Genomic DNA, 15,201 nt, shown 5'->3' with positions numbered 1-15,201 from the left:
GAGCGAGGGTGGCGCGTCGTTATCTGGTGAGTTGAAAAATCGACTCAGGCGACGACGCGCCGGCCGATTACGAGCAACTCATTCTGTTTCACGCACTCGACAGTAGAGGCGCTAGTCGCGAACGGCAAACTTGGTGAGTCGACCGTCCCAGAATCTGAGATACATCGGCTGCAATGCGAAGATGTAGAGGTGTCAACTTCGCAGCAGCCCGTGCCACCGGCTCAATCATCCCACACGCCGAAACCACTTCGGCACGTCATCCGCATTTCGCAGCTCGCTTACATGGCGTGCGCGTTCCTTCTGTTCGCGGTCAGCTTCCCGATCTTCGGGTGGCCCGTCGCCTTCAGCTGGTTGCTGATCCTTCCGATCATCGCCGTCTATCTCGTCGCGCGACTGCGCACCACCGTCAGCCCTGACGGCCTCGAGGTCCGCTCGACGTTCTCCAAGCGCACCCTCGCCTGGGACGACGTCAAGGGTTTCCGCTTCCCGAAGCGGAGTTGGGCGCGCGCGGAACTCACCGACGGAACCGAGGTGACCCTGCCTGCGGTCAGCTTCGTCAGGCTTCCCGAGATCGCGATCGCCAGCGGCGGCCGCATCACCGATCCCTACGCATCCGCCGCAGAAGCCTTCGCCGCCAAGGAAGCCGAAGAGGAAGAAGCAGCTGCAGAAGCAGAAGCAGAATCCGAGCTCGTCGAGAACACACAGGACCAGCCCGAAGAGAAGCGCCCGTAGCACGCGAGTAGCGTTGAAAGGCCCTCGCTTCTATTTGAGTGGACCAGCAACGATCACATAAGGAACACGCCCATGCCCCCGTTGAGGTCACGCACCACCACCATCGGACGTAATGCTGCCGGAGCCCGATCCCTGTGGCGCGCCACAGGAATGACGGATTCCGACTTCGGAAAGCCGATCGTCGCCGTAGCGAACTCGTACACCCAGTTCGTACCCGGCCACGTGCATCTCAAGAACGTGGGCGAGATCGTTGCCGAGGCCATCAGTGCGGCCGGCGGCGTCGCTCGTGAGTTCCACACCATCGCAGTCGACGACGGCATCGCAATGGGCCACGGCGGAATGCTCTACTCGCTCCCGAGCCGCGAGATCATCGCCGACTCGGTCGAGTACATGGCAAACGCCCACACAGCCGACGCACTGGTGTGTATCTCCAACTGCGACAAGATCACTCCCGGCATGCTCAACGCTGCAATGCGTCTCAACATCCCGACCGTCTTCGTCTCCGGCGGTCCGATGGAGGCCGGTAAGGCAGTGGTCGTCGGCGGCGTGGCCCAAGCCCCCACCGACCTCATCACCGCGATCTCCGCCTCTGCCAACGATGCCGTGTCCGACGAGGGCCTCGACGAGGTCGAGCGCAGCGCGTGCCCGACATGCGGGTCCTGCTCCGGAATGTTCACCGCCAATTCCATGAACTGCCTGACGGAGGCCCTCGGCCTCGCATTGCCGGGCAACGGCTCCACGCTGGCAACTCACAAGGCTCGTCACGCACTCTTCTCTCGTGCGGGCACCACCGTGGTCGAGGCTGCCCTCAAGTACTACCGCGACGGCGACGAGTCGGTGCTGCCACGCAACATCGCGACCCCGGCAGCGTTCCGCAACGCGATGGCTCTCGACGTCGCCATGGGCGGTTCCACCAACACCGTCTTGCACACGCTGGCTGCGGCGCAGGAAGGCGAGGTCGACTTCGACCTCGACACCATCGACGCGATCAGCCGAAAGGTTCCGTGCCTGTCCAAGGTCTCTCCCAACTCGGACTACCACATGGAAGACGTCCACCGCGCCGGCGGAATCCCCGCCCTGCTCGGTGAGCTTCGCCGCGGCGGACTCCTCGAAACCGACGTGTCCACCGTGCACACCAAGAGCTTCGACCAGTGGCTCGACGACTGGGACATCCGCTCCGGCAAGGCAACCGACGAGGCAATCGAACTCTTCCACGCGGCTCCCGGCGGCGTGCGCACCATCGAACCGTTCTCCACGGACAACCGTTGGTCTGCCCTCGACACCGATGCGGCCGGCGGCTGTATCCGCGACGTCGAGAACGCCTACACCGTCGAAGGCGGCTTGGTTGTCCTGCGTGGCAACATCGCACTCGACGGCGCAATACTCAAAACGGCCGGCATCGACGAGGAACTGTTCTCCTTCCAGGGCCCGGCGCTCGTCGTCGAATCCCAAGAAGAAGCCGTCTCGGTCATCTTGCAGAAGAAGATCAAGGCCGGCGACGTTCTCGTCGTGCGCTACGAAGGCCCCAAGGGTGGCCCCGGCATGCAGGAAATGCTGCACCCCACTGCCTTCCTCAAGGGCGCAGGCCTCGGTAAGGAATGCGCGCTGATCACCGACGGTCGTTTCTCGGGCGGAACCTCTGGGCTGTCCATCGGTCACATCTCCCCCGAGGCTGCCGCAGGCGGAATCATCGGTCTCGTCCAGAACGGCGATCAGGTTCGCATCGACGTCGCCTCGCGCACGCTCGAGATCCTGGTCGACGACGACGTCCTCGCCGAGCGACGCGCGAAGATGGAGGCCTCGGAGCGCCCGTGGCAGCCGGTCGATCGTCAGCGCACCGTGACGACAGCACTGCGCGCCTACGCCGCTCTGGCGACGTCCGCCGACAAGGGCGCGGTTCGCTACGTTCCGTAAGTTCTGCCACGAATCGAAAAAATCCCCGGCCGCTTTTCGGCCGGGGACTTTTTCTGTCAGCGCTCGTGCGGCTCGAGACGCCCGTAGCCGATGTGACAGTCACACAAGGTTTTCGGGCAGCCGCACGTGCGGCAACCAACTCAGCTCCACGAGAATGCTCGCCAACGGGCCACGACAGAGGGTCGACAGAGTCGGGTTCATGTCACCTCGGAGAAGAACGCGGGACCGACTGCGTCCGAACACGCCATACTTCCTCCGGTGTTGTATGAGCTTGAACCACAACCCAATCCGATCATCCCGTTGCCGACACACTCTGCCACGACGCGTGATGGACGCTCGACCGGATCCAGGTACGCGGTGGTCCTCTCGCCTGTCGCCCCGATACGGGTGAAATGGGACGTGCTGGTACAGCGACAGTGCAACTCATCGACAGCAAGACCGACCGACAGGTACCGAATAACCGGGCGACACGCGGAGCACCAACGGAACGATATGAGCTATCAGACATTTCAGACCGAATCGCGCGTCCGGCTCGTGAGCGAATTCACTTGGACGTAGGGTTTCAGACACCAGCTGATCAATTCAGATACATGAGGGGGGATGACTTTCAGTCAGGTGATCATTTCGGTCAGTTCGAGCGAGCCGACTTGCACACGGCGCTCACCAGTGGTTCCCTCATCAGGTCGCTGAGACGCACATCACAACGACGACAGTCAGCCACCGCCCGTCACCCACAAGGTCGACGGGAAACAACCAAGGAGCAATACATGCCCGGAGTCGGCATATGGCGCACCAAATCCGTCGAGCAATCGATCGCGGACACCGACGAGCCTGAGACAAAGCTCAAGAAGGAACTGACCGCGAAGGACCTCACGGTATTCGGAGTCGCCGTCGTCATCGGCGCAGGCATCTTCACGCTGACTGCTCGAACCGCAGGCAATGTCGCAGGACCCTCCATTTCACTGGCATTCGTTCTCGCTGCCATCGCCTGTGGCCTCGCCGCGCTGTGTTACGCGGAGTTCGCCTCCACCGTCCCCGTCGCAGGCAGCGCATACACGTTCTCCTACGCCACGTTCGGGGAGTTCGCCGCCTGGATCATCGGCTGGGACCTCATTCTCGAGTTCGCTCTCGCCTCCGCCGTCGTCGGCAAGGGCTGGTCGCTGTACCTCGGCAACGTCATCGGGGCCAGCGGAAGCACCACCGCCCACATCGGTTCGATCAGCTTCGATTGGGGCGCTCTGCTCATCATCGGCGCGATCACGCTGATCCTCGCGATCGGCACCAAGGTTTCCTCGCGAGTCTCCGCAATCATCACCGCGATCAAGATCGCAGTAGTCCTGCTCGTCATCGTCGTGGGCGCGTTCTACATCAAGAAGGAGAACTACTCCCCCTTCATCCCGCCGTCCGAAGGAACCGAGAGTTCTGCAAGCGGAATCCATCAGACCTTGTTCTCCTGGCTGACCGGCGCAGGCGGAAGTAGCTACGGCGCTTACGGATTGCTCGCAGCCGCCAGCCTCGTGTTCTTTGCCTTCATCGGTTTCGACGTCGTCGCCACCACCGCCGAGGAAACCAAGAACCCGCAGAAGTCGTTGCCGCGAGGAATCTTCGGCTCGCTCGCCATCGTCACGGTTCTCTACGTTGCCGTCACGCTCGTACTGACCGGCATGGTCAAGTACACCGAACTCAAGGACGGCAGTCCGTTGGTCGGCGATTCCAGCGCCACCCTCGCAACCGCATTCGAGGCCAACGGAATCGGTTGGGCACAAACCGCCATCAACTTCGGTGGCCTGGCCGGCCTCACGACAGTTGTCATGGTCATGATGCTCGGCCAGACCCGCGTCCTCTTCGCCATGTCCCGTGACGGCCTCATGCCGCGCAGCCTGGCCAAGACCAACGCCAAGGGCATCCCGATGCGCATCACGTTGATCGTCGGTGGCATCGTTGCCGTCCTGGCAGCGTTCTTCCCCATGGGCACGCTCGAAGAGATGGTCAACATCGGAACGCTGTTCGCCTTCGTCCTGGTTTGTGTCGGTGTCATCGTCCTTCGCCGCACCCGCCCCGACCTGCCGCGCGGATTCCGCGTCCCGCTGGTGCCGTTCGTTCCGATCGTCGCCGTGCTCGCCTGCGGTTGGCTGATGCTCAACCTCTCGGTCGAGACCTGGATCCGGTTCCTCGTCTGGATGGCCATCGGTGTGCTCGTGTACTTCGCCTACGGTCACCGCAAGTCGGTCCTCGGTCGCAAGCTCAAGGACGGAACGGCCATCCCGTCCGCGAACGCCGACCCGGTACTCGTCAAGGACTGATCCTTCACAAACGAACCGCCGCTCTCCGATTCGGAGAGCGGCGGTTCGTTTTGTTCGACGGCGCGAGTTTCAGATGAGCGGATTGGCACCGTTCAGGAAGATCCAGGTGCAGACACCGGCAGCGATACCGAGGATCAAAACCACGAGCGATCCGATAAACGGACGAGTTGCCCAGCCACGACGACCGTCGAGCGCAATACGACCTGGTCCCGTCAAAATGATGACGCCCGCACAGATTCCGAGCAGCATCTCGTACTCGGTCCCGGCCGGGGCGAAGTACTCCAGGCCGGGTGCGCTCGCCTGACGCAGCGCCCACGCATTGATCATCACCGCCAGAACCGACGCTGCCGCAACGGGAGTCAGCAACCCGAGGATCAGGAGGGCGCCACCTGCGACTTCACCGACGGCGCCGAGTATCGCCATCCACTTCGCCTGCTGGAACCCGGCGTCCGCCAGCATCGACTCGAACCCGTTCAGCCCCGGCCCGTTCCAGATACCGGTCAACTTCTGCAGACCGTGCACCAACGCAGTTCCACCGACGGCCAATCGCAGTGCAAGCAACCCGAGGTCGAGAGTGCCTCGGCCCCGCGGAGACTCAGTTGTACCTGCCACGGCTTCGGCGGTGGGGACGGCGGCGATCGGAGCGTCGTACGCCGTCTCACGCTCGAGAGCCACGGTCGGCTGATCCGCGCCAGGTGCTCGGTATGTCGGTATCTGTTCGGTCAGGGAGTTGGCGTTCGTGGAACCGAAATCGAGATCGTCGTCGGTCCGCGGCAACGGATTCTTGGCGCTCACCGTCGGAAATTGTTCGGTGGGCGAATCATACGGACTGGACACATTGCCCGTCGGCTTGTCCGCATCCGACAACTCGCTGGGATCTTTTCGCTCGTCAGTCACGTAGGTGAGCCTATGACCGATTCACGAACTCGACGGGGAACCTTGGTCCGGCGTGGCGGCATCTGCCGTGCATTACGTAACGTCTTGGGCATGACTACGGGTAGGCATGCAGCGCTGGGCGCACTGGCGCTGGTGCTCGGGACATCGTTGCTCGCAGGTTGCGCCGACTTCGACGAATCGACTGCCTCGCCGTTCACACCCGAACCGACCAACCAGGCCAGCGCGGAAGTGCAGCCGGAGAACCCGCCGCCGTCGACCACGCCGCCGGCGCCGCGGACCGGCCCCCTCGGACCGTGTCAGGATGCCGACACCGCCGTGATCGCAACCTGTCTCGACACCACGGGTGGGCTCGTCACACTCCCGGACGGGAACTCCGGACTGGTCGCCGAACGGCGGACCGGCCGGATCATGCAGGTAGCTCCCAACACGACACCGGTCGAGGTAGCCAAGATCGACGTCGACGGCAGCGGTGACGGCGGCCTGCTCGACATCGCACTCTCCCCCACGTTTGTCGAAGACAACCTGATCTATGCCTACGTCACCACCGGAACGGACAACCGGGTGGTCCGCATCGCTCCGGGTGACACCGCCAAGGAAGTACTCGGTGGAATCCCGCGCGGCGCGAGCGGCAACGGCGGGTCACTGGAGTTCGCGGCCCCGGACCAGCTCATGGTTCTGACAGGCGATACCGGAAACCCTGCGGTTGCTCAGGATCCCGCCTCGTTGGCGGGGAAACTCTTGCGGGTCCGATCGCTGACACCCAACGCTGCGCCGCCTCGCCCGGAAGTTGTTCTGTCCGGAATCGGAAACGGCGGCGGCGTGTGCGTCGATCCGGGAATCGCGACGTGGGTCACGGACCGAACCACTCTCGAGGATCGCCTCCAACGCGTCGGCGCCGACGGCACGGTGACATCCCCCGCGTGGACGTGGCCCGACCGACCCGGAGTCGGCGGGTGCATCGCGGCGCAGGGAGTGGTAGCTGTCGCGCTGGGGGCCGGCAAAGCGATCTCGGCGCTGGCCGCAGATCCAGGAACAGGAGCAGTTACGACCGCGCCGTCGGCAGTGGCGAAAGACACGTACGGCCAGCTGGGCGGTTTGGCACTCGGATCCGACGGTTTGATGTGGGCGAGCACGATAAACAAAACCGCGGGCGAGCCGGGTCCGAACGACGACAAGGTGGTCAAGATCCCGATGCCGAGTGGCAGCGGCGGGATCGACTGAGCTGAGATCGCCGAGCAGCATGTCTGTTCGGTCACGGATCCCGTGACCGAACATGCACAGATGCGTACTCTTTTGTTAGCGGGGCTAAACACCACGCATTTGCCAGGACCGGTTGGCCCAACCACGACAAAGGAGTCGGTATGAAGGCAATCCAGTACACGAGAATCGGCGCAGAACCCGAACTCACGGAGATTCCCAAACCCGAGCCCGGTCCAGGTGAAGTGCTCCTGGAAGTCACCGCTGCCGGCGTCTGCCACTCGGACGACTTCATCATGAGCCTGCCCGAAGAGCAGTACACCTACGGCCTTCCTCTCACGCTCGGCCACGAAGGCGCCGGCCGGGTCGCCGCCGTCGGCGAGGGCGTCGAAGGACTCGACATCGGAACCAATGTCGTCGTCTACGGACCCTGGGGCTGTGGCAGCTGTTGGCACTGCTCGCAAGGACTCGAAAACTACTGTTCTCGGGCAAAAGAACTCGGCATCAATCCTCCTGGTCTCGGTGCACCCGGCGCGTTGGCCGAATTCATGATCGTCGATTCACCTCGCCACCTCGTCCCGATCGGCGACCTCGATCCGGTCAAGACGGTGCCGCTGACCGACGCCGGTCTGACTCCGTATCACGCGATCAAGCGTTCACTGCCGAAACTTCGCGGTGGCGCGTACGCCGTCGTCATCGGTACCGGCGGTCTCGGCCATGTCGCCATCCAACTCCTCCGCCACCTCTCGGCAGCAACCGTCATCGCACTCGACGTGAGCGCGGACAAGCTCGAACTGGCAACCAAGGTAGGCGCTCACGAAGTGGTCCTGTCCGACAAGGACGCGGCCGAGAACGTCCGCAGGATCACCGGAAGTCAGGGCGCCGCACTGGTTCTCGACTTCGTCGGCTATCAGCCCACCATCGACACCGCGATGGCTGTCGCCGGCGTCGGATCGGACGTCACGATCGTCGGGATCGGCGACGGGCAGGCCCATGCCAAAGTCGGGTTCTTCCAAAGTCCTTACGAGGCTTCTGTGACAGTTCCGTACTGGGGTGCCCGCAACGAGCTGATCGAATTGATCGACCTGGCGCACGCCGGCATCTTCGACATCGCGGTGGAGACCTTCAGTCTCGACAACGGCGCCGAAGCGTATCGACGACTGGCCGCCGGAACGCTCAGCGGCCGCGCGGTTGTGGTCCCTGGTCTGTAGACCGACAGCGGCAAAACGACAGCGAAAAACACTGATGCCCGGCCGAATTCGATTCGGCCGGGCATCAGTGTCAGAAATTCAGTGTGCGCTAGCTGCACGCCTCGATGACAAGTTCCTTCACACGAGCCGCGTCTGCCTGTCCACGAGTGGCCTTCATGACGTCGCCGACGATCTTTCCGGCGGCCTGCACCTTGCCACTGCGAATCTTGTCCGCGATGTCGGGGTTCGCTGCGAGCGCTTCGTCGACGGCTGCCTTGAGCTTGGTTTCGTCACGTTCGACGACCAACTCCGGGTGGGCCGCGACAACCTGCTCCGGGTCACCCTCGCCGTCGAGGACGTGATCGACGACCTGGCGAGCCACTTTGTTGTTGAGCTTGCCGCTGTCGATGAGAGCTACGACCTGGGCAACCTGCGCCGGGGTGATCGGCAGAGCGCCGAGTTCGACGCCACGGGTGTTCGCCTGCTGTGACAGGTAGGACAGCCACCAGGAGCGCGCTGCCTCGGGCGAAGCACCGGCCTCGGTGGTCGCGATCACCAGATCGATGGCACCGGCATTGACGAGGTCGCGCATGACCTCGTCGGAGATTCCCCAGTCCTTCTGGATCCGCGCACGGCGAATCCAGGGAAGCTCCGGCAAGGTACCGCGCAGTTCTTCGACCCACTCGGCGCTCGGAGCGACGGGCTCGAGATCCGGTTCCGGGAAGTAGCGGTAGTCCTCGGCCGTTTCCTTCCGGCGTCCCGCTGCGGTGGTGCCGTCGCCTTCCTGGAAATGGCGGGTCTCCTGGATGACCTCACCGCCGGCGTCGAGAACTGCTGCCTGACGGCGCATTTCGTAGCGAACTGCGACCTCGACGCTCTTGAGGGAGTTGACGTTCTTGGTCTCGGTGCGGGTCCCGAGTTCGGTGGAACCGATCGGCATGAGGGAAATGTTGGCGTCGCAGCGCATCGATCCCTGGTCCATGCGGACGTCGGAGACGTCGAGGGACTTCAGCAGATCACGAAGCGCCGTGACGTACGCGCGAGCAACCTCGGGGGCGCGCTCACCGGCACCGTGGATGGTCTTGGTGACGATCTCCACCAAGGGAACGCCCGCACGGTTGTAGTCGAGCAGCGAATGGCTGGCACCGTGGATACGACCGGTAGCGCCACCCACGTGGAGGGACTTACCGGTGTCCTCCTCCATGTGGGCGCGCTCGATCTCGACGCGCCACGTCGTGCCGTCGTCGAGGATCACGTCGAGGTAACCCTCGGTTGCGATCGGCTCGTCGTACTGGGAGATCTGGTAGTTCTTCGGCTGATCCGGGTAGAAGTAGTTCTTGCGTGCGAATCGGCCCCACGGCGTGATGGAGCAGTTGAGCGCAAGGCCGATCCGGATCGCGGACTCGACCGCGGCTGCGTTCACCACCGGCAACGAACCGGGCATGCCCAGACAGACCGGGCACACCTGGGTATTGGGTTCGGCACCGAACTCGGTGGGGCACGGGCAGAACATCTTGGTCGCGGTGCCGAGTTCTACGTGCACCTCCATACCCATCACAGGCTCGTACTTGGTCAGTACTTCGTCGTAATCGAGGATGTCGGGCGCATCGACAGCAGTCATGGTGATCAGTTTATGCGTCTGCGGCTCAGCCGAAGAATGCGGCTGCCTCCTCGTAGCGCTCCTTGGGCACCGTCTTGAGTTTGCGGGTCGCCTCGGCGAGCGGAACGAGGTCGATGGACGTTCCGTGCAACGCGACCATCTGACCGAAATCTCCGCGGTGAGCTGCGTCGGTGGCATGAACGCCGAAGCGAGTGGCGAGGATGCGGTCGTGCGGCGTCGGGGTGCCACCGCGCTGAATGTGCCCGAGGACGGTGGTGCGAACTTCCTTGCCGATCCGGCGCTCGATCTCGTTTCCGAGCTGCTGCGCGACACCGGTGAAGATCTTGTGGCCGAACTCGTCTATGCCACCTTCGCGCAGGGTCATCGACGCGGGATCGGGCATCGCACCTTCAGCCACGACGCAGATGAAGTGGGAGTCGCCACGCTGGAAGCGCTTCTTGACCATCGCGCACACCTCGTCGACGTCGAACGGCTGTTCCGGAACCAGAGTCAGGTGTGCCCCCGACGCCAGTCCGGCCTGCAGCGCGATCCAGCCCGCATGCCGGCCCATGACCTCGACGAGCATGACGCGCTGGTGCGATTCGGCCGTGGTGTGGAGCCTGTCAATGGCGTCGGTGGCGACAGCCAAGGCGGTGTCGAAACCGAAAGTCACGTCAGTGCAGTCGATGTCGTTGTCGATCGTCTTGGGCACACCGATCACGGGTACGCCACTCTCGGAAAGCCAACTGGCCGCGGTGAGAGTGCCTTCGCCGCCGATCGGGATCAGGACGTCGATCCCGTTGTCGTCGAGAGTCTGCTTGATCTGATCGAGGCCCGCACGGAGTTTGTCGGGGTTCACGCGAGCGGTGCCGAGGATCGTGCCGCCGCGGGTGAGGATGCGGTTGATGCGGTCATCGGAGTCGAGCGGGACCTTGCGGTCCTCGAGCAATCCTCGCCAGCCGTCCCGGAATCCGACCACGGTACTGCCGTAACGACCGGCCGACGTACGTACGACGGCGCGGATGACCGCGTTCAAGCCCGGGCAGTCGCCGCCGCCCGTGAGGATTCCGATTCGCATAGTGCAGCACCTCTCGTGACCGGATTGTGGATCTTGGTGTCCATCTTCCCCCAGTCACCGTATTGCCGCAGGATAGCGGCGTTGCCGAGCCGCAACGCCGAGCCGCACGGGATCACTAACCTGGCGTGACGAGCCCGCTTTCGTACGCCAACACGACTGCCTGGGCGCGATCGCGCAGATCGAGCTTCGACAGCACCTTCCCGACATGGGTCTTGACGGTCTGCTCGGCGACGAACAGCCGCTCGGCGATCTCGACGTTGGACAATCCGCGGGCGATCAGTTCGAGGACCTCGCGCTCACGCGGGGTCAGGGCGTCCAGCGCTGCGGGCCGTGCGCGCGGGGCCGCCCGCCGGCTGGTCACATCGGCAATCAGACGCCGAGTCACCGTCGGCGCCAGCAAGGCCTGCCCTTCGGCAACGACGCGTACCGCCCGAATCAGCTCCTCAGCCGGTGCGTCCTTGAGCATGAAACCGCTCGCCCCGACGCTCAGTGCCTCGTAGACGTAGTCGTCGATGTCGAAAGTGGTGAGCATGAGGACTCGCACCGGTGGTTCCCATCCGGCGGACAGAATCTGGCGGGCAGCGTCGAGTCCGTTCATCTCGGGCATGCGAACATCCATCAAGACCACATCCGGACGCAATCGCGCGACCTCGGCGACGGCGATCTTGCCGTCCGGCGCATCGCCGATCACGCTGATGTCGGGCTGGGCGGAGAGTAGGGCTCCGAACCCTTGTCGAACCATCGCCTGGTCGTCTGCGATGAATACTGTGATGGGCACTCGGACAGCCTAGGCGGGCATCGACGGCAACTCGGCCCGGACCTCGAACCCTCCGTCCTGTCGCCGGTTTGCCAGCAGCATGCCGCCCACCGCCGAAGCCCGCTCTCGCATTCCGCGGATTCCGTTGCCACCAGTGGTTTCCGACGCCGAGTGCTGATTGCCACCCAATGGCGAAGGTCCGTTGTTCACGAGCGCGCTCACCGATTGCGGACCGAAGGCCACGGCGACCTCGATGGGTCCGCCTGGCGAATGCCTGGCCGCGTTGGTGATCGACTCCTGAATGATCCGGTAGAGCGCAAGGCCCGTGGATTCCGAGACCGACGCTCGATCGCCGTCGACTCGCCACGATACCGGCAAACCGGCACGGGTACTGCCGAGCAACAGGTCGTCCAACTGGTCGACGCCCGGTTGTGGAGCCGTCACCACGGTGTCCCCGTCGCTGCGCAGGACTCCGAGGAGGCCACGGATCTCGTTGAGCGCTGCTCGCCCTGTCTCACTTATCGATTCGAATTCGGTTCGGATCTCCGGAGTGACTGCATCGAGTCTGTACGGCGCACTCTGAGCTTGCACGACCACCATCGACATGTGGTGGGCCACGATGTCGTGCAAGTCGCGGGCGATCCGCGCCTTCTCCTCGAGGATCGTGCGTCGAGTGCGTTCGAGTTCACTGACTTCCTCCTGCTTGGCCAACTGGCGGCGCGAGAGAACCAACCAGCGGATCAACAGGCAGAAGACGACCAGGGCACTCAGCCCGACAGCCCAACCGGCGCCGTCGCTTCCCGGGGCGTTGCCGAGAAAGAGCAGCACTGTGGCGATCCAGGCGACACCGACAACCTGAATGGGCGCCCGCAGACTCACTGCGGCCAGCAACGACATCAGCACGATGATGTGGACGACCTGCCACGGGTAGTCGTAACCGGGAGTGTTGTCGAACACCAACGGGATGATCAACGCCGAGACCGCCGACACCGCCCACCCCAACGGAGCGTTGATCCGGATCAGGACGAACGGAAATGCAGCCAACGCGGCGACGAAGGGCATGATCGGCGGCGAAACATGATGCGTCAGTTGCAGTGTCGGCCAGGCAATCGAATAGAGGATCAGAGTGATCGCTACGATGACGATGTTCCAGAACTGACCGCGGGCCACGAAACTGGTTGCCCGACGCACTTTCTCCGAATGAACGACCGCCCCGTCGAGGCCGGACAGCATCGACCCGGCGGTGGCGTATGTCGGCGCGGGCACATCCGGTGCACCCTTGTTCTTCCTACGGACCTTGATCACTCGTCAAGCCTATGAAGGCGAACCCCGAAAGTCCTCATACTGCAGAGTGAGATCCCCCTACCTCCGAGGTATCACAGGGGAGGGAATTCTCACCCGAATGCGCGTCGGAGAACCCCTCCACAGAGCGATGACCGCCAGGATTGTCCGTTCATAGCGTGAACGGCATCCGGATCACACGGGTGAAAGACATCTCTCGAAGCGCCGGCACCTGGGCTGCCCTGGCGCTGGCTGCAACGGCAGCGATCACGGTCACTGCCGGAGCGAGCGGAGCCCAGTCGCCGCGCACCGAGAATTCGAACGCATCCAGGGCGATCGCCACCGTGACTACTGCGGATGCCGCTGACGCTGCGACCACCATCCCGGCGGACTTTGCGGCATTCGCCGGTTACACCCCCGCCGTCGTCGACGGATACCTCGCCAATCCCCACGGCGACTGCTCGTCGCCGGTCCCACTTCCCGACGAATTCGACTCGGCCTGCAAAGCGCACGATCTCGGCTACGACCTACTCCGCTACGCGCATTCGCACGGAACGGAACTGGGGCCGTGGGCACGTCAGGTCCTCGACGGTCAGCTCGACCAGCGAATGCATGCCGCGTGTGAAGACCGCACGTCCTTTCTCTCACGAGGGTATTGCTTCGCGATGGCCGATGTAGCCGTCACGGCTGTGAACGGAAACTCCTGGCGCCAAAGCTATCTGACGCCGGTCGCGGAATCGGGATTCGGTTACGGCACGGCCGGTGTTCTGGCAGTCTCCGCCTTCGGCTTCACCCTGATGCGATCGCGGCGCCTCGACCCGTCGAACGAGTTCTCCTACTCCCCGAAAGCGATTGCAGCATGAGCGTTCTGAATGCGTCACGGACCCCCGTCCTCGCCCGAGTCGGGGCGCTCGCACTCCCCCGCGTGTCCACGAGCGTCGCCGTGGCAGCGATGTCCGCCATCTCGCTGGCTCCCGGACTCCTGCCGCGATCAGCCGTACTACAAGGGGTGTTCAGCGGTCTGCTCGTCGCGGCCGGACTACTGGCGATGTGGGCGTTCTCCGCGGTAGCCCGTCGGCTCGTCCCCGACCGGGTCAAGGCCCGATTCGACGAACGTCATTGGCGCATCACCGCGTTCGGGTTGTCGACTGCCGGCACCGCAGTTGCGATGTTCGCCGCCGTCGGTTGGCAGAACTCGTTGCGAGCGGCGATGGGCGCACCGTCTGCCGGACTTCTCCACTGGGCGGAGGCGGGTTGCATTGCAGCACTGACCGCCCTTGCACTCTGGGGCCTCGGGGTCGAACTTTCGAAGGCGCTGCGGTGGATGGGTTTCGCGCGGAGTGTTGGCGCACTGGTCATGGGTGTTCTCGGAGTGCAGTTGGTAGTCGGTCCCGCCGTGTGGAACGGTCTTTCCGATTCGTTCGACAAGTCCAACGCGTACATCGACACCGCTCTGACACAGCCACTTTCGGCCTCCGCGACAGGCAGCTCCGAATCGCTCATCTCGTGGACGTCGATGGGCGCGGAGGGACGCAAGTTCGTCGCAGCAGGCGAAGACTCGGTGCGCGTCTACGCCGGTTTGGATTCGGCACCCGACACTGCATCACGTGCCGCGCTCGCGGTGAGCGAACTCGATCGCGTCGGCGGCTTTGCCCGCAACAGCGTCGTAGTGGCCGTTCCGACCGGATCGGGGTGGATCGACACGCATGCAGTCGACGGTATCGAGCAACGGTTCGGCGGCGACGTCGCAATAGTCGGGCAGCAATACTCCGACGCACCCAGTTGGGCGACATTCCTGTTCAGCCGCGACGACGCCGAAGAATCGGCAACCGCTCTGTTCACCGCCGTCGGCAGCCACATTGCCGCTATGCCCGCCGAGGATCGACCGGACCTGTTCCTCTACGGACAGAGCCTCGGCGCCGTCGGCGGCAGCGCCGCACTGTCCGAGGGCAGTCCCATTGTCCCGTGCGACGTGTTGTGGGCAGGTCCCCCGGCCGGCGCGACAGGGACGGACGGCGCAACCGTCCTAGCGAACACGTCTGACCCGGTGGTGTGGTGGTCCCCCGCCCTCGCGACGCAGAAGCCGGATCTGAGCCGTGCCGTGCAAGATGCACCGATCCCGCAGTGGATCCCGGGTGTCACGTTCTTGCAGACCACCGTCGACATGCTCGGTTCGCTCGGTGTCCCCGCCGGTCACGGCCATCGCTACGGAACCGATCAGGGGACGGCCCTGAGAACTTGCTCCTGAACTG

The 15,201-nt window shown here is 63.9% G+C and carries 12 protein-coding genes; 7 read left to right on the top strand and 5 right to left on the bottom strand.

Annotation, left to right across the window (positions count from 1 at the left end; translation table 11 throughout):
- The first annotated feature begins 210 nt into the window (after window positions 1–210).
- From GN300_RS22465 to GN300_RS22455, 3 genes are all read left to right on the top strand, one after another.
- Window positions 211–732: a PH domain-containing protein gene (locus GN300_RS22465; RefSeq protein WP_039973093.1), complete on the top strand. Its 522-nt coding sequence runs from the start codon at window positions 211–213 to the stop codon at window positions 730–732.
- A 72-nt stretch (window positions 733–804) separates the two neighbouring features.
- The gene (gene ilvD / locus GN300_RS22460) at window positions 805–2,646 is read left to right on the top strand and encodes a dihydroxy-acid dehydratase (RefSeq protein ID WP_007729361.1); all 1,842 of its coding nucleotides are present in this window, start codon (window positions 805–807) and stop codon (window positions 2,644–2,646) included.
- Between the two features lie 767 nt (window positions 2,647–3,413).
- Complete coding sequence (locus GN300_RS22455; RefSeq protein ID WP_003944693.1) at window positions 3,414–4,949, top strand: amino acid permease; 1,536 nt, start codon at window positions 3,414–3,416, stop codon at window positions 4,947–4,949.
- A 69-nt stretch (window positions 4,950–5,018) separates the two neighbouring features.
- Here the strand turns inward: GN300_RS22455 and GN300_RS22450 are convergent, their stop codons facing one another.
- A complete protein-coding gene (locus GN300_RS22450) occupies window positions 5,019–5,846 on the bottom strand; it encodes a DoxX family protein (RefSeq protein ID WP_003944742.1) in 828 nt (275 codons plus the stop codon).
- A 90-nt stretch (window positions 5,847–5,936) separates the two neighbouring features.
- Between GN300_RS22450 and GN300_RS22445 the strand changes: the two genes are divergently transcribed.
- Together GN300_RS22445 and GN300_RS22440 are read left to right on the top strand one after the other, a co-directional pair.
- Complete coding sequence (locus GN300_RS22445) at window positions 5,937–7,067, top strand: sorbosone dehydrogenase family protein (protein WP_003944688.1); 1,131 nt, start codon at window positions 5,937–5,939, stop codon at window positions 7,065–7,067.
- Window positions 7,068–7,207: 140 nt separating this feature from the next.
- On the top strand, window positions 7,208–8,254 hold the full coding sequence (locus GN300_RS22440; protein ID WP_063316589.1) for an NAD(P)-dependent alcohol dehydrogenase: 1,047 nt from the start codon (window positions 7,208–7,210) through the stop codon (window positions 8,252–8,254).
- A gap of 88 nt (window positions 8,255–8,342) precedes the next feature.
- Here the strand turns inward: GN300_RS22440 and gatB are convergent, their stop codons facing one another.
- The 4 genes from gatB to GN300_RS22420 form a co-directional block, all read right to left on the bottom strand.
- Complete coding sequence (gene gatB / locus GN300_RS22435; protein WP_007729370.1) at window positions 8,343–9,854, bottom strand: Asp-tRNA(Asn)/Glu-tRNA(Gln) amidotransferase subunit GatB; 1,512 nt, start codon at window positions 9,852–9,854, stop codon at window positions 8,343–8,345.
- A gap of 25 nt (window positions 9,855–9,879) precedes the next feature.
- Window positions 9,880–10,911 (bottom strand): ATP-dependent 6-phosphofructokinase, encoded by a 1,032-nt coding sequence (locus GN300_RS22430; RefSeq protein ID WP_019747919.1) that lies wholly within the window; start codon window positions 10,909–10,911, stop codon window positions 9,880–9,882.
- Between the two features lie 115 nt (window positions 10,912–11,026).
- Window positions 11,027–11,689, bottom strand: coding sequence for a response regulator transcription factor (locus GN300_RS22425; RefSeq protein WP_007729374.1), 663 nt, complete (start codon window positions 11,687–11,689; stop codon window positions 11,027–11,029).
- A gap of 9 nt (window positions 11,690–11,698) precedes the next feature.
- Window positions 11,699–12,973 carry a sensor histidine kinase gene (locus GN300_RS22420; RefSeq protein ID WP_030535406.1) on the bottom strand — a complete coding sequence of 425 codons (1,275 nt, stop codon included), beginning with the start codon at window positions 12,971–12,973 and terminating at the stop codon, window positions 11,699–11,701.
- 164 nt (window positions 12,974–13,137) lie between these two features.
- Between GN300_RS22420 and GN300_RS22415 the strand changes: the two genes are divergently transcribed.
- A complete protein-coding gene (locus GN300_RS22415; RefSeq protein WP_039973090.1) occupies window positions 13,138–13,812 on the top strand; it encodes a membrane protein in 675 nt (224 codons plus the stop codon).
- Complete coding sequence (locus GN300_RS22410; protein WP_063316590.1) at window positions 13,809–15,197, top strand: alpha/beta-hydrolase family protein; 1,389 nt, start codon at window positions 13,809–13,811, stop codon at window positions 15,195–15,197. The genes GN300_RS22415 and GN300_RS22410 overlap by 4 nt, the downstream gene beginning before the upstream one ends.
- Window positions 15,198–15,201: the final 4 nt, after the last annotated feature.

This window comes from Rhodococcus sp. Ni2, from assembly GCF_021352185.1.
Lineage (GTDB): Bacteria > Actinomycetota > Actinomycetes > Mycobacteriales > Mycobacteriaceae > Rhodococcus_F > Rhodococcus_F qingshengii.
The sequence above is the reverse complement of the archived record's forward strand: the minus strand, read 5'-3'. Positions and strand labels throughout refer to the sequence as shown.